General features: G+C 57.8%; 11 protein-coding genes and 1 tRNA gene. 4 read left to right on the forward strand and 8 right to left on the reverse strand.

All coding sequences use genetic code 11. From position 1 onward, the window contains the following. Positions 1 to 142: 142 nt before the first annotated feature. The 5 genes from BBBR_RS08080 to serS form a co-directional block, all read right to left on the reverse strand. The gene (locus tag BBBR_RS08080; RefSeq protein WP_003829949.1) at positions 143 to 1093 is read right to left on the reverse strand and encodes a carbohydrate ABC transporter permease; all 951 of its coding nucleotides are present in this window, start codon (positions 1091 to 1093) and stop codon (positions 143 to 145) included. Next, a complete protein-coding gene (locus BBBR_RS08085) occupies positions 1093 to 2064 on the reverse strand; it encodes a carbohydrate ABC transporter permease (RefSeq protein WP_003829947.1) in 972 nt (323 codons plus the stop codon). Before BBBR_RS08085 ends, BBBR_RS08080 begins: the two co-directional genes overlap by 1 nt. A 189-nt stretch (positions 2065 to 2253) precedes the next feature. After that, positions 2254 to 3570: an ABC transporter substrate-binding protein gene (locus BBBR_RS08090; protein WP_003829945.1), complete on the reverse strand. Its 1317-nt coding sequence runs from the start codon at positions 3568 to 3570 to the stop codon at positions 2254 to 2256. Between the two features lie 265 nt (positions 3571 to 3835). Continuing rightward, positions 3836 to 3920 (reverse strand) — tRNA-Ser (locus tag BBBR_RS08095). A gap of 125 nt (positions 3921 to 4045) precedes the next feature. After that, on the reverse strand, positions 4046 to 5332 hold the full coding sequence (gene serS, locus BBBR_RS08100) for a serine--tRNA ligase (RefSeq protein WP_014484237.1): 1287 nt from the start codon (positions 5330 to 5332) through the stop codon (positions 4046 to 4048). Between the two features lie 239 nt (positions 5333 to 5571). On the opposite strand from serS, the gene BBBR_RS08105 reads away from it, so the two are divergent. Next, positions 5572 to 6753, forward strand: a complete 1182-nt coding sequence (locus tag BBBR_RS08105; RefSeq protein WP_032738306.1) for a diacylglycerol/lipid kinase family protein — start codon at positions 5572 to 5574, stop codon at positions 6751 to 6753. Between the two features lies 1 nt (position 6754). Here BBBR_RS08105 and BBBR_RS08110 read toward each other — a convergent pair whose 3' ends face one another. Together BBBR_RS08110 and BBBR_RS08115 are read right to left on the reverse strand one after the other, a co-directional pair. Then, entirely contained in the window at positions 6755 to 7648 is an 894-nt protein-coding gene (locus tag BBBR_RS08110) for a PRD domain-containing protein (protein ID WP_003829939.1), read from the reverse strand. A 51-nt stretch (positions 7649 to 7699) separates the two neighbouring features. Then, positions 7700 to 9790 (reverse strand): glucose PTS transporter subunit IIA, encoded by a 2091-nt coding sequence (locus tag BBBR_RS08115; RefSeq protein WP_003829937.1) that lies wholly within the window; start codon positions 9788 to 9790, stop codon positions 7700 to 7702. A gap of 495 nt (positions 9791 to 10285) precedes the next feature. Here BBBR_RS08115 and pgm point away from each other — a divergent pair, with 495 nt between their 5' ends. Continuing rightward, entirely contained in the window at positions 10286 to 11962 is a 1677-nt protein-coding gene (gene pgm / locus BBBR_RS08120) for a phosphoglucomutase (alpha-D-glucose-1,6-bisphosphate-dependent) (RefSeq protein WP_003829934.1), read from the forward strand. A 583-nt stretch (positions 11963 to 12545) separates the two neighbouring features. Here the strand turns inward: pgm and BBBR_RS08125 are convergent. Then, complete coding sequence (locus tag BBBR_RS08125; RefSeq protein ID WP_032738305.1) at positions 12546 to 13613, reverse strand: hypothetical protein; 1068 nt, start codon at positions 13611 to 13613, stop codon at positions 12546 to 12548. 195 nt (positions 13614 to 13808) lie between these two features. Here BBBR_RS08125 and BBBR_RS08130 point away from each other — a divergent pair, with 195 nt between their 5' ends. Both BBBR_RS08130 and BBBR_RS08135 read left to right on the forward strand, forming a co-directional pair. Further along, positions 13809 to 14240 (forward strand): RrF2 family transcriptional regulator, encoded by a 432-nt coding sequence (locus tag BBBR_RS08130; RefSeq protein WP_014484242.1) that lies wholly within the window; start codon positions 13809 to 13811, stop codon positions 14238 to 14240. Between the two features lie 283 nt (positions 14241 to 14523). Next, positions 14524 to 16032 carry an FAD-dependent oxidoreductase gene (locus tag BBBR_RS08135; protein ID WP_003829929.1) on the forward strand — a complete coding sequence of 503 codons (1509 nt, stop codon included), beginning with the start codon at positions 14524 to 14526 and terminating at the stop codon, positions 16030 to 16032. Positions 16033 to 16072 lie beyond the last annotated feature (40 nt).

Below are 16072 nucleotides of genomic sequence, written 5' to 3' on the forward strand. Positions count from 1 at the left end.
TCATCGCGGATTCTAGGGCCCTGACTGCGTAGATCCTTGACGCTACGGTGACGCCGGACGATTGCAATAATGTCACTCCGATAGAGAAGGGGCGTCGCCCGGCATCGGAAGGAGTGACATGTTATGCCGGGCGGTGGATTAATTAGCCCTTGACCGCACCGGCAGCCAAACCGGACTGCCAGTAGCGCTGGAGGCCGAGGAAGAGCACAATCACCGGCAGCACACCGAGCAAGGCACCCATCATCAGGGCACCACGATCGGTGAACGTAGACAGCGAGACCATGCCATACAGACCCAAGGTCACCGGCTTCAGGGTGTCGGAAGACACCATCATCAACGGCAGCACGAAGTTGTTCCACGTGGCCACGAACAGGAACAGGAAGATTGTCACCATTGCCGGAGCCAGCAGGCGCAGCACAATAGTGAAGAAGATTCGTGCCTCGCTCGCACCATCAATGCGGGCCGCCTCGAGCAACTCATCAGGCACCGAGCTCTGCGCGTACGTGCGGCCCAGGAAGAAGCCGAACGGGGAGACGCAGCACGGGATGATGATGGAGAGCATCGTGTTGGTCAGGTGCAGGGTGTGGAAAATCGAGTACTGCGGGATGGTCAGCAGTGCGGCGGGCATCAGCATGCAAGCCATGATGACGCCAATAGCCGCGTTCTTGCCGCGGAAGTTGAACTTCGCAGTGGCGTAGCCAGCCATCACAGACACGATGGTGCCGATCAATGCCGAGACGCCCGAATAAATCAGGGAGTTCAACACCCAGCGCCAGAAGTTGCCACGAGTCCAGCCAAGCAGCTTGGAATAGTTAGTGGCGATGGCATTGGGCAGCTGGTCAAGCGGCACAGCAAACCACATGCCGTTGCTACCGGTCATCTGGGCCGGCGTCTTGGTGGACGCGATGATGGCCCAGTAAATCGGGAACAGGAAGTAGATCAACACCAGTACCAGCAGCACCACGGTGAGGGTCTTCACGGCCGCGGACGGTCGCATGGAGCGAGGCAAATCGTGTTGCGCAGCCTGACGCTGCTTTTCGAGCTTGCGCTCGGCCTTTTTGCGGGCGCGTTCTTCAACGGTTGCGGAGCTCATTACTCGTTCACCTTCCTTTCGGCCAAGGTGTACAGCACGGCAAGCACACCTGCGATCAGAGCCATGACAATGGCGATGGCCGAAGCCGGACCGTCACCAGACGGGGTAATGCTGCCCTGAGAAGTGCTCATAGCCATCATCATCGGTGTATACGACTTGGAAATACCCGGATCAGCCGTAGACATGATCTGCGGTTCGTTGAACAGCTGAATGGTGCCGACGATGGAAAGCAGCATGGCCAGCAGGGCCGCGCCACGCACGTTCGGCAGCTTAATCTTCGTGGCGATCTGCCAACCATTGGCGCCGTCGATACGGGCAGCCTCATAGAGGTCATGCGGGATGGCCTGCAATGCGGCGAGGAAGATCAGCATGTTGTAGCCCGTGAAGGTCCATGTGGTGATGTTGGCCATCGAGCCGAGCACGATGTTCTTGTTGAAGAAGTCCACATTGACGCCGATGGCGGCAAGTCCCTTGACGATCGGCGAGATTTGGCCGTTGTACAGGTAGACCCAGATAATCGAGGCCACGACGCCGGGGATGGCGTAGGGCAGGAAGTAGCCCAGACGGAAACCGGTGACATGCTTGACCACGAACGAGTCGATGACGATGGCCAACGCCAGTGCGGCGATGATCATGATCGGCACCTGAATCAGGGTGTAGACCAGCACCCTGCCGACGCCGGACCAGAAGTTGCCGGAAGTAATAACATACTGGAAGTTCTGGAATCCTACGAATTTATTGACCAGCTCGCCACCGCCGTATGCGCCACCGCCCTCGGTGACCTGACGGAAGAAGCTGGAATAGATGGCCCAGATGATGGGCAAGATGAACACGAAAGCGAACAGGACGGCGAACGGTGCCATGAACGCCCAGCCGGTGCGGTTCTCGCGCTTCTGAGCGCCGGACCGCTTCGGCTTGGCGGCGGCACGCCTAGGTGCTTTGCCCTTCGCCTGAGTAGTGGATGCAGTCATAATACAAAACCTGTCTTTGCAAAAACAGTAAAACAAATAACAAGGACCACAGCGCCCTTGCAGCAATACCCCCAAACAATACGGAAGGCCGGAGTATGTGCCCCGGCCTTTCGCTATGATGATGCGAGGCATCGGAGGTCTTGGATGGCCGGCTATTTCAAGCCGGCCCGTTGACAAGACCTAGTGAGGTCACTCCTTGACGGACAGACCGAGGTTCTTCAGCGTATCCACCGAGGTCTTCTGAGCGGTGTCGAACACATCCGAAACCTTGGCAGAACCATCGGCAGCCTTGGCGGCGGTCTGTTTCATTGCAGCGCCGACTGCGGAGAAGCCAGGCATGTAGGTGAAGTCACCCATGTTGTCGTTCGCGGCCTTGAACTCAGCCATGACATCCTGTCCGCTGAAGTAGTCGGACCACTTCTGCGGGGTCTTGGCTTCCGCGGTGGTGGCGGCCACGACGAGGCCCTGGGAGACAAGGTCATCAACCTGGGTGTTGAACCAGTCAAGGAACTCCATGGCTTCGGCCGGGTGCTTGGAACCCTTGAGCACGGCCACACCGGAACCACCATCGGAGCCGGTCTTGGTGCCATTGCCGAACCAGTCACCGAGCTGGGTGACCTTCCACTCACCAGCACCAGTGCCACCGGCGGAATCGATGAACAGCGGGGCTTCCCAAGCGGCGGCCACGGTGCCGATCAGCTGACCGGACTGGATGGAGTTATCAAACGATGCATCCCAACGCGGGTTGGTGAGGGCGGCCTTGTTGTCGATCAGCTGCTGGTAGACATCGGCCACGGCCTTGGAGCCCTTGGTCTGGGTGTTGACAACCCAGGAGTTGCCGTCGACCTTGTACCACGGACCGGAAGCACCGGCCTGGCCGGACATCATCATCATGGCCTCATCAGGCTGGAAGGTCATGATGTACTTGCCCTGGGCAGCGGTCTTCTTGGCGGTCTCGATGAGCTCGTCAGCGGTCTTCGGCACGGTGATGCCGAGCTTCTCAAATTCAGCGGCGTTGTAGAAGTAAGTCAGCGGGCCGGTGTCCTGCGGCAGACCGTAGGTCTTGCCGCCCACCTGCATCAGTGCGAACGGGCCGGAAGCGAAATCGTCCTTGTACTTGGCGGCCTCATCGGTGACATCCTGCAGAAGGCCCTTGGTGAAGACCTCGGGAACCTCGGCGTAACCGACCTGAGCCAGATCCGGCGCATTGCCAGCCTTAACGTCGGTCTCGAGCTTCTTGATCATTTCGGAGGCATTGCCATCGAACTTGGTGGCCTTGACCTGAATGTTCGGGTGCTCCTTGTTCCACTTGGCCACAATGTCGTTGACCAAGGTCATGCCTTCGGAATCGGGCAGACGGTGCATATAGGTGATGTTGACCACACCGCCATCGCTGCCGGACTTCGTGTCGCCAGCAGTGTCGCTGCCGCCGCAACCGGCCAAACCAATACCCATTGCTGCTACCGCGGCAAGAGCAGCCACGATGCGCTTGTTGTGCGATACCATATCTCTACTCCTTCGATAATGGCGTCATCACTCCTCTGTGACGACTGTTAATCAGTTTAGGCGCTCAAATCTTTATTGTCAACCTAACTAACAATTTCTGCGCGCCCCAGTGGAATAGTGACATTAACCCGGTTTGATTCCTTATTATGCTCGTTTTGTCATTTTATTAATACTCCTTACAAAGCTACATACTTATGGTCTACCAGTGGACCATGCGTGAAATACGAAAAAGCCCCGGATTGCTCCGAGGCTCATCGTTCACAGGCGGACAGAGCGAGATTCGAACTCGCGGAGGGTTGCCCCTCAACGGTTTTCAAGACCGTCTCTTTAGACCGCTCAGACATCTGTCCTTATGCACATGCGCATGTGCACGATATTTGATTATACAAAAGGGAAGGATTTGGGGAGCGGACACAGTCGCACTCCCCCATAAGCCTTACATGCAGCTAATCTGCCAGCGGGCCTGATGATGAAATCAGGCCTCCCATTTAGTCGGCTCGATGACTTCCTTGCCGCCCATGTAGGCACGCATGGCCTTCGGAATCTCGATGGAGCCATCCTTCTGCTGATGGTTCTCCATGATGGCAACCAGCCAACGGGTGGTGGCCAGCGTGCCGTTGAGCGTGGAGACCGGGCGAGTGCCGCCGTCTTCCATACGCTCGCGGATGTTCAGACGACGAGCCTGGTACTCGGTGCAGTTCGAGGTGGAAGTGAGCTCACGGTAACGGTTCTGGGTCGGCACCCAAGCCTCACAGTCGAACTTGCGGGCGGCGGAGGAGCCGAGATCGCCGGCGGCGGTGTCGATGATGCGGTATGGCACCTCGACCTTGGCGAGCATCTCCTGTTCCATAGCCAGCAGGTGCTCATGCTCCTTGTAGGAGTCCTCCTGCTTGGCGTAGACGAACATCTCCACCTTGTCGAACTGGTGGACGCGGATGATACCGGAGGTGTCCTTGCCTGCGGCGCCGGCCTCGCGGCGGTAGCAGGAGGACCAACCGCAGTAACGCAGCGGTCCATTGCCGAGGTCGAGAATCTCGTTCTCGTGCATGCCGGCGAGCGCCACTTCGGAAGTGCCGACCAGGTACTGGTCATCGGGCTCACGCAGGCGGTAGATCTCGTCGGCGTGGGAGTTCAGGAAGCCAGTGCCGCGCATGACTTCGGGGCGCACGAGCGTCGGGGTAATGGCCAGCGTGAAGCCGTGCTCCTCAGCCTGGTCAACGGCCATAGTGAGCATGGCAATCTGCATGCGGGCCACCTGGCCACGCAGGAAGTAGAAGCGGGAGCCGCCCACCTTGACACCGCGGCGCATGTCGATGCCAGCCACGCCGGTGCCGAGGGTCAGGTGATCCTTGGGCTCGAAACCTTCAGCCGCGAAGTCACGAATCTGGCCGACCTTCTTGACGACCACGTAATCGTCCTCGCCGCCCTCAGGAGCTTCCGGCTCCACAATGTTGGAGAGCTTCCACATGGCGGTGGTGTATTCCTCGGCAGCTGCATCGGCCTTGGACTTGAACTCGGCGACCTTCTGGGAGAGTTCCTTGGTTTCGGCGATAAGCTTGGCCTTTTCGTCAGCCGGGGCAGAGGCGACCTTCTTGCCGATTTCCTTCTGCTGGGCGCGGGCCTCTTCAAAAGCCTTGAGCGACTCACGACGGACAGTGTCGGAGGAAAGCACTTCGTCGACGAGTTCCACGGACTCGCCACGCTTGCGCTGGGATTCCTTGACGATATCGGTGTGTTCACGAATGAATTGAATATCAAGCATGAGCACCAGACTAGCCCCGCAAGCCGACACCCTCAACAAAGAAATAATAAGGAGTAGAGCATGCTCTCTCATACATCTTTTACGGCCGATGAAACCGCACTCGGACGGTAGCAAATTCCACCAGACGGAATCAGGGTGAATAATAATCTCGCTTAGAGTGGGCGCATTCCGTGCAGGAACTGTTCACGTACTTCCTGAATGCAGCGAAAAGAAGCCGTCTCACGCTAACAATAGGAATCATGCCCCAGCCTGCGCTCACTGTATTTCTTGTTGTGGCCGCGATCGTTATCGTCGCGGTATGTGTTGCCATCATCGTCATCGCGTTGCGGGCGCACCGTCGCCGCAAACTGGCCGAGACATTGGAGAAACGCAGGGATGACGAGGTGCAGTATGCGTTCGTGGTGAACCCATCCAAGCCACAGGCCACCGCACGCAGGCTCCACATTCAGGAGTTCTGCAAAGCCAAGGGTCTGAATCGGGTGCGCTTCTACGACACCCAACTCGACAAGGACGGACGTGACTGTGCGCTCGAGGCGCTCGAAGACGGCGCTGACGTGGTGATCGCGGTCGGAGGCGACGGCACTGTACGCACGGTGGCAAGCGCCGTATCCGGCACCGGCCACGCACTGGGCATTGTGCCTATTGGCACCGGCAATCTCTTTGCCCGCAATATGGGCATTCCTGTGGACGATATCGATGCGGCCCTGACCGTGGCCACATCGCACGGATCGCGCATGGTGGACATGGGCCGACTCACGCTGCTCGATCATCCCGAGGACGACCACGGCCATGCGTTCCTGATTATCGCCGGCATCGGCTTCGACGCCGCCATGATCGACGACACCGATCCGGACTTGAAGGCGAATATCAGCTGGCTGGCATACTTCGTGGGCGGCGTGAAAAACCTGTTCGCCCCGAAATTCCGCGGCAATTTGACTGTCACCAGCGCCGACGGCTCCACACACACCACCAATAATCTTGCATTTCGCACGGTGATGGCCGGCAATTGCGGGCAGATTCCCGTATTCTCGCTCATGCCCGCCGCGTCCTATGATGACGGCATCCTCGATTTTGAAATCATCGACACCACCGGCGGCATCCTGGGTTGGGCCAACCTGTTCGGCGACGTAGTGCACCAAACCATTATCGGCAAGCCTGAGCAGAACCCACTGTCCACCAACTCGACCATTGAGCAGGTGCAAGGTCTGAGCGCGGAAATCGTATTGGAAAAGCCAGCCAAGGCCCAGGTAGACGGCGATATGCTGCCGGAGACCAAACACATCCGATTCTCAGTAGATCACCGGGCTCTGATCGTACGCGTACCCGATACTTCCGCACTGGAGAAAACCGCTCAGGTGGCGGCGCAGAACGCCACCGCTGATTTCGCAGAAACGACCGGCACCATCGAGCCGATTCGCTGATTCACTGGCCCATATGCGCCAGCTGCGGATGGTCGGGAATATCCGAGGAACGATTCTGATTCGTTTGATCCGTGACTCGTGCCACATGCAATGTCAGGTAGGCAACCTCGTCTTCGGTCAGCGTGGTATCGAGGCGCAGCTCAATAAGGGATGCGATAAGTCTCGCGCATTTCGAGGCTTTTGCATAGGAGCTCATAATCGAGGAAACGATTGCATCCGGCTCCCTGCTGAGCTGCTCATGCTGATGAATACGTACGAACAAATACCGAAGATGGGTGATGAAACGGCCGACATTAACCGAATGCTCATCCAGCTTGATGTTATAGGTGCTTTCGATGACAGCGAGCAACTGTTGGATGACACCGGTCATCATATACGTAGGAGAAAGGTCGCCTGTGGAGAAGCCGGCATTCACAAAATGCAGCGCAAAAGCAACGCTCTCGCTGGGATCCAGCGCATCGTCCAATCTACGGTTCAGCGCGGCGAGCAGTGCGCAGCCCTGCTGGTATTCACGCTTATACAGCGAACGAATTTCCGAGTTCAGCGGATACGGCACAGGCGGAATGCCGTTCTTGGCGCGGCGTAAAGCACCGCACACATGATCCGCGAGCGCCATGACCAACGTCGAGCTTTGTGCAGCCTCTGAACTCAGGCCAACCTCATCCATGGTCTCGGAAATGAGACGAATGATTTCAGGAGGAATATCGCCCAGCAACTGGGCCATATGGTCAGGGTCACGGCCTTGAGCCGGCACGAACACACGAGCCACTTTGGCATCGTCAACTGTCATGCCGGGCTTGGCCTTGAACCCCAGACCCCGGCCGGTAAGGATGACTTCGCGCCCCCGATCCTTCGCCAGGACGACGTTGTTATTGAAGACGCGAAGTATTTCCATGACATCCCTTCCGTTCGGGATCTTCGGGTTACGGTTGCGAACCGACCATGATTACTGTTCGATGGCGATGACTTCGTCACCGGCCGCGACGTTCACATCCGTCTTCGGAGTAACGGACTTGAGCGCTGCGGTGTTCAGTACCGTAACCAGCGTAGTGGTGCTGAATCCAGCCTTCTTGACTTCGTCGAGATCGACAGTCGCCAACAGGTCACCGGCATTCACTCGGTCACCCTTGGCCACATTCACCACGAAACCATTGCCATTCATCTTAACCGTATCAATGCCGACGTGTACCAGCACTTCAATGCCATCGTCGGTCTTGAGACCAAAAGCATGGCCAGTCTCAGCAACGGTCTGCAGCACACCGGACACCGGAGCCTTAACCGTGCCGTCAACCGGCTCGATGCCCACGCCCTCGCCGAGGGCACGAGAAGCGAACACCGGATCGCCGGCATCGTCAAGGGATACCACGTGGCCCGCAATCGGAGCGAACACGGCGGAAGTGGCGGTCGCAGCGGCAGCCGGGGCATCGGCAACGGCAACAGCGGCGGTTGCGGTAGCGGTGGTGGCGTCACCACCGTTCACAGCCTTGGCGGACTGAGCCGCGGCACGGGCCTTGGCTTCGGCTTTCTGCTCCGGAGTGCGGTAGTCAAGCATGATAATCATAATCATGGCGGTGAAGAACGACACTGCGATGGAGACGCCGTAAACCCACATCTGGTTGAACACCGGCACGGTGAGCAGCGAGGTGAAAGCGAATGCAGTGGTGGTCACGCCGTGCACGGTCTCGCCGGAGGCGACGGTGGCCGGGAAGAGCCAGCCCATGACGGCGATTACGACGCCGCCCACGCCGCAGCCGACCAGCATACGGGAGTAGATGAGCTTGTAACGCAGGTGGATGCCGTAAAGGCTCGGCTCGGAAACGCCACCGAGCAGGCCGGCGGCAAGAGCACCGATGGAGGTCTGGCGCATGTCCTTATCCTTGTCGCGGATGGAGAGGAACAGCACACCGGCAGTGGCACCGAAGCAGGCGAAGTTCCACACGCCCATCGGGCCCTGAATGAAGTCGTAGCCCAGGGTGTTGATGTTCATGATCATCAGGGCGTTCAGCGGCCAGTGCAGACCCAGCGGCACCAGGAACGGGTACAGCAGCGGGATTGCGATGGCGAAGATGAACGGAGCGTGAGTGTTCATCCAGGCGAGTCCGGCGCCGAGGCCGTTGCCGGCCCACACACCGATAGGTCCGATGATGAAAGCGGTGAGCGCACCGACGATGATCATGGAGAAGAAGGGCAGGAAGACCATCTGGACGCTGTCCGGAATGATCTTCTTCAGACCGTGGTACACGACCGCGAGCACGGCGACCATCAGCAGCGGCACGAACACGTTGCCGGAGTAGTCGGACAGCTGCATCGGCAGACCGAACACCGTGGCGGTGCAGGAGGAGGTGCCCAGCGTGGTGTTCTCCACGCACTTGACGGCGTCGCCCCAAGTCTTGGTGTCAGACAGGGATGCGAACTGCGGGGTCATGAGCATGCCCATGATTGCGCCGCCCAGCCACGGATCCACCTTGAGCTTCTTGGCTGCATTGTAGGCGACCATAATCGGCAGGAAGTAGAACACACCCTTCCAGATGGCCTGCACGAACACCAGGCCGGTGGTGGCGGTGTCGTTCGGAATCAGGCCCAGGGAAATGCACAGGTTGACAATTGCGATGATGATGGACGCGCCAAGCAACACACCCAGAATCGGACGGAAGGAGTCGGCCAGGTATTCGAAGAAGCTATCGAGCCATGCGACCTTGCCGCGAGCCTTGGAACGAGCGGCGGCCTTGACCTCCGCATCAGTCGGCTCATCGGCATCGTCGTCAACGGTGCCGGCGCCGAGACCAGCCATTTCTGGCAGGTGCATGATCTGCTCATACACGGAGGCGACCTGACCGCCGATAACGACCTGGTATCGGTCGCCGGACTGCGGCACGGCGCCCAGCACAAGCTTGTTGGCGTCGAGCGCGGCATTGTCAACCTTGCCGGCGTCATTGAGTTCAAAGCGCAGTCGCGTGGCGCAGTGCGTCAGCGACTTGATGTTGGCCGCGCCACCAACACTGGTGACGATTGCCTTGATATCGTCTTGATGCGACATCTCTTACTCCATTCCTTTTCCACGGTTAAGCCAGTACCTACCAGAGAAACCACCCTGTTCCTGAGCATCTGCGTTCCAGGAACCGGCAGTCACGCCAAATAACAGAAAAGACCTGAGATATGGACGCCATCATGAATACACATGACTACGTCAACATCTCAGGTCTTGCCTCAACATTTGAGTAGCAACCCTGCTAATTACTGACTGAACAGCGACTATAACGAGCTGATAACAATCCGGCAAATCACACATATGGTCAAAGCCCGCCTATACCTCGAAACATAAGACGAGAGTAGGGAAGAACAGGCTTTAATCAGCGATGAACATCCGGCGTGTCTTTCTTGGACGGTACATCCGCAATGAGACGGCACGCAAGCCTATGTTCAGGCTCTTTGCGCAAGCCGCGCGCCACCTTCATGCACTTATTCGCACAAAAGTTGACAACTTTTAACATAATCATGCCCAAAACGACAAAAAACGTGGCAGAATGAAAGTATGGTAGCAAACAATGCGGGTCAACCCGCCACCCCAGCAGATCTGATCAATGTCGATGAGGTTATCGGCAAGTACTATGACCTCGTCCCCGACCCCAGCGTTCCCGAGCAGCGTGTCATCTTCGGCACCTCCGGTCACCGTGGATCGTCTCTGAAGACCTCGTTCAACGAGGCCCATATCGTTGCCATCTCCCAGGCCATCGCCGAATACCGCAAGAAAGCCGGCGTTACCGGTCCGCTGTACCTCGGATCCGACACCCACGCGCTGTCCGGCCCGGCCAAGAAGACCGCCATCGAAGTGCTCGTCGCCAACGGCGTGCACGTGCGCATCGATTCTCGCGACGACTTCGTGCCTACCCCTGTGGTCTCTCAGGCCATCCTGACCCACAACCGTGCGGCCGACGGCACCCAGCGTTTTGAGGGCGAAGGCTTAGCTGACGGCATCGTCGTCACGCCGTCCCACAACCCGCCCACCGACGGCGGCTTCAAGTACGACCCCGTCACCGGCGGCCCGGCTCCGGCCGAAACCACCAACGCCATCGCCGCCCGCGCCAACGAGCTGCTTGCCGACTACAAGAACGTCAAGCGCGTGCCGTACGAGGAGGCCATCAAGTCCGAGTACGTCGAGGGCTTCGACTTCCGCGAGCACTACGTGGACGACCTGGAGAACGTCATCGACTTTGACGTGATTCGTTCTTCCGGCGTACGTCTGGGCATCGACCCGCTTGGCGGCGCTTCCGTGAACTACTGGCCGCTCATCAATGAGAAGTACGGCCTGAACATTGGCGTGGTGCGCCCTGAGGTCGACCCGACCTGGCGCTTCATGACCATCGATCACGACGGCAAGATCCGTATGGACCCCTCTTCCCCGTATGCCATGAAGGGCTTGGTTGACGAGCTCAACGGTGGCGCTTGGGACAAGTACGACCTGGTCGGCGGCACCGATCCCGATGCCGATCGTCACGGTATCGTCTGCCCGAACTGGGGCGTGATGAACCCGAACCACTACATCGCCGTGTGCGTGGAGTACCTGTTTGGAGGCAACCGTCCAGGCTGGCCCGAGGGTGCAGCCGTGGGCAAGACGCTGGTTTCCTCTTCCTTGATTGACCGTGTGGCCGCGTCGATTAACGCGAAGGTGCTGGAGGTGCCGGTCGGCTTCAAGTGGTTCGTCGACCCGCTGTTCAGCGGCGAGGTTGCGTTCGGTGGCGAGGAGAGCTCCGGCATGAGCTTCCTGCGCAAGAATGGCCGCGTGTGGACCACCGATAAGGACGGCCTGATTCCCGACTTGCTGGCCGCTGAAATCACCGCCAAGACCGGCAAGAACCCGGCCCAGCTGCATCAGGAGCAGGTTGAGCGCTTCGGCGAATCTTGGTACAAGCGCGTCGACACTCCGACCACGCTCGAGCAGAAGGCCAAGTTCGCGGCACTGTCCGGCGACGACGTGACCGCCTCCACCCTGGCCGGCGAGGACATCACCGCCAAGCTGACTGAGGCTCCCGGCAACCACGCCAAGATCGGCGGCCTGAAGGTCACCACCAAGGACAACTGGTTCGCCGCCCGCCCCTCCGGCACCGAGAACATCTACAAGGTGTACGCCGAGTCCTTTGTCTCCCCCGAGGCGCTGGACAAGGTGCTCGATGAAGCCACCGAAGTAGTCGACAAGGCCCTGGGCGAGTAAGGATTACTCAACAAGCCGCTCCGGCAAAACTCAGATGAGGGCTTGATTGTTGGTTTCCGCCAATAATCAAGCCCTCATCTTATTGGTCAGCGTTTTCATATGAAAATATGCATCTCAAGCGGCTCTGTACTGCTTTATCGTGGGACAACACGAAAAAATGGCCCTTTAGAAGATGTTGTCCCACATAATATGGGACGACATTGCAATAGATCGTTTTAAATTCATGTTGTCCCAACGGAGTCATTCCAAGAACCGCGGAAAACCGCCATTCTCACGACAATCGACGGAATCTCCTCCAATGCCGTGTGGGACAACATGGAAAAAACGAGCAAATTCACATGTTGCCCCACGCTGAATATCATCGCAGCAATGCTCGCATCGTATAGCACCCCAAGATACGAGCCAACAACGCTCCGAGAACGATTCGACCATCGACATTGACTCAATGGCTAAGACTCCGCAGCTCTGCAACAACATTCAAATTAGGAGGCATATAAGCAAACCAGAATCGCCCCCGTTGGCACCGCACCCAATCCTCTTTCCCGATGCTAGTGCACAACGCCCATCGCAACGCCGAGATACTTTAACCCTGCCGACGGAGCCGAGTCTCAGCCAACTGCTCAATAGACATAGCAATTACCTGAAAATCGAATACTGCACCTCGCAAAGCAAGAGCACGTGCCACATTGAATGAGAATTCAGCACATGCAGCCTCGTCCGCAAGATTAGCCGCCGTCGCCACGAACGTAATCCACTGCCGGGCAACCAACTTGGATCTTTTCTCTTGATCCCTACGCCACTGCGCTTTATTGGTGCGATGATGGTCGCCATCATATTCGATTGCGACCTTGAATTCGGGCCACGCCAAATCCAACGTTACAGGAGCCCCAGATCTAAAGGTCATGTCCGGAACTACATAATTCACCACCGGCTGAGGAATACCATGAGTCAGCAACGACAGTCTTTCCTCCGACTCTTTTGGCGAGTCCACACCAGGCATAATCAACGGCAACGCACGAACGCACATCGTTCGTCCTTTGAAACGAGGAAGCTCTTCTACAAACCGTATCAGATCATGATAAATGGTTACGGCATCACGGCCTTGAGACAACGCCGGCTGCCTACTCATGGCGGTAATGATGGCATCGCCAAGCACAATCAGCGTTCGTAGAGATACATGCGCCGAAAGTTGCGCCCATGTATGGAATAAATCAAGCGCATAAACATTTCGGCTGATTTCCACGACACCCGCTCGGGCCACGTGTTTCCAAATATGAGTGCACAAAGGTGAGTTCTTTACTCTGATCCGTTTGTTCTTAGCGCTGGAAACGGTATGCAACAACGACTCGTCAAGATCACAGTCAACGGGGAGCGGTACAGATTGAAGGACAAGGGACGTGGTCATACCGAAAAGCAGTTTTTTATTTAACCGCTTTGCTTCTTCAATGCAGCGCGCGATTGTCTCTCGTTTACGCTGGTCCAAGCTCTCGGACATGGAAGGCGTCATCGCACTGTCCGATCCGCTACTCACGGCGGTTGCGGGCGGAATCATGGACTCCGTTTCCCAGTCCTCTGGAGGCAAATCATACGCCGAAACCGGCATCATTACAGGTGCAGCACGATTTATACCATTGCTATTTACTCCATTCATGAGCCCACCATATAGGCACGCAAATCACGAAGGAAGCCAAATCGGGGTATGTGGTTCCAGCTTCGCCGCAATGCTGTAAATGTGGATAACTTGCTCGACAATCATGCCGATTTGACAGCGTAACTGTATTTGATATAGTTACAGTATCGATACTGTACACAGTACAGTTACAGTTGATTTGGCAAGGAGGAGTCCGTGAACGGAGACTATTCACTAGCAGTGCACGCGCTGGTCTATTTGGATCACCGCAATACGCACCTGCCCAGCCAGATCTTGGCCGAGAACATCTGTACCAACGCAGCTCGCGTGCGCAAGGTGATGCGCCCGCTGGCCGCAGCCGGTCTCGCCGCCACCAAGGAAGGCGCCGAGGGCGGATACGCGCTGGCTCAACCCGCCGCCGACATCACACTGAGCACAGTGGCCGAGGCCACCGGCACCACTTTTGTGGACGCGAACTGGAAACCGGGAGATATCCACGAGGAGTGCCTAGTGTCATCCTCCATGGGTGCGGTGATGGACGGCATTTACGATGGGCTGAACCGCACCTGCCTCGAGCAGTTGGCACACACCACCATTCACGACATCACCGAACAGATCTTCAGCGGCGCTAGCAGCCAAGCAAACTAGACCGCCCCGATCAGTTTCGGCCCTTCGCAATTCCCGAGGAATGCAGTAGCATCACAGCCCGCTACACACCTGCAAATGGTCAGGCTGCAACATCCGCGAACAAGGAATTCATGCCGGCACCAGCGCACCGCACGCACCGCAGACCCCGGCATCATCGCAACGAATCACACGGCGTGCGCCACAACTCAGCACGCCTACGCCACACACAAGGGAACACCGTTGACCGCGAACACGGTCGCCCCCCCCCCGCAAATTGTTCACACCTCACACAAGGAAGCATTCCATGACCACCAACACCACTTTCTCCCCCACCATCACCACAGATGTCCTGATTATCGGATTCGGCAAAGGAGGCAAGACATTGGCGACCAAGCTCAGCGCAACCGGCCATAAAGTCGTCGTCGCAGAAGCGAGCGCCAACATGTACGGCGGCACCTGCATCAATATCGGGTGCCTGCCATCCAAGTCGTTGATTCTTTCTGCCGAACAGGCGAATCGAACCGGAGAAAGCCTGACGACCGAAACTCGCGAGACGGCATTCAAGAACGCAATCGCAGAAAAGCGCCGCGTCACCTCCATGCTGCGAGACAAGAATTATCACAAGCTCGCCGACCAGGACAATATCACCGTGCTGACCGGCCACGCTCGATTCATCGGACCGCACAGCGCGGAAATCGCCACTGCCGATGGGCCAGTAACCGTAACCGCCGGCAAAATCTTCATCAACACCGGCGCCACGCCGCACATCCCGGATATTCCCGGCATCTGCACTACACCCGGCGTGTACACCAGCACTGGTCTGATGGATATTGACGAGATTCCACAACGATTGGTGATTATCGGCTCAGGTTTCATCGGACTCGAGTTCGCCTCGATGTTCGCCGACTTCGGATCGGCGGTTACCGTGCTGCAGCATAGCGCCGAGTTCCTGCCACGCGAGGATGCGGATATCGCCACTGCAATCCGGGAACAGCTGGAGGCCCAAGGCGTCAAATTCCTGTTCCATGCAGAGACCAAAGAAATCGCACCGGCGAGCGCTGGCGGCGTCCGACTTTCCGTCGCGGTAAAGGGCTCAACAAAAGCCACACCAGAGAAGAACGCCTCGGCCAATTCCACGACCACACCACTGCAGGAAACATACGAAGCAGACCAACCGACTTCAGCCGCCCACCCTTCCGAGGCTCAATTCTGCCTGACTGCGGATGCCGTTCTGGTGGCCACCGGCCGCACGCCAAACATCGAAGGCCTGAATCTCGAAGCAGCCGGCGTGGAGCTCACCGAACGCGGCGCGGTGAAAGTGGACGAGTTGCTGCGCACCACCGCACCGGATATCTGGGCTCTGGGCGACGTGAACGGAGGTCCTCAGCATACGTATATCTCGCTGGACGATTACCGCGTGGTGTTCTCGCAGCTCAACGGCTCCGACCGCCCATATACGGTGAACGATCGGAAGAACATACCGTCGAGCACTTTCCTGCACACGCCGTATTCACGCGTGGGCCTGAATGAGCGGGAGGCATCAGCCGCCGGGCTCGATTATGTGGTCAAGAAACTGCCGGTGGCCGCCGTGCCGAAAGCGCAGGTGATGCGCCAGCCGGAGGGTCTGATGAAGGCGATTGTGGAGCGCGGCACCGGCCGTATCTTAGGTGCTATGCTGCTCTCCGCCGAATCGCACGAGGTGATCAATATCGTCAAACTAGCGATGGACCTCGGTGCCCCGGCCAGCACCTTACGCGACATGATCTTCACACATCCGACCATCGCCGAAGCATTGAACGACTTGTTCGCGTAGCGGCTATCGCCCATCACCCAGCATCCCACCCAGTGCGATA

It is taken from the genome of Bifidobacterium breve DSM 20213 = JCM 1192, from assembly GCF_001025175.1.
In the GTDB taxonomy this organism is placed as follows: domain Bacteria; phylum Actinomycetota; class Actinomycetes; order Actinomycetales; family Bifidobacteriaceae; genus Bifidobacterium; species Bifidobacterium breve.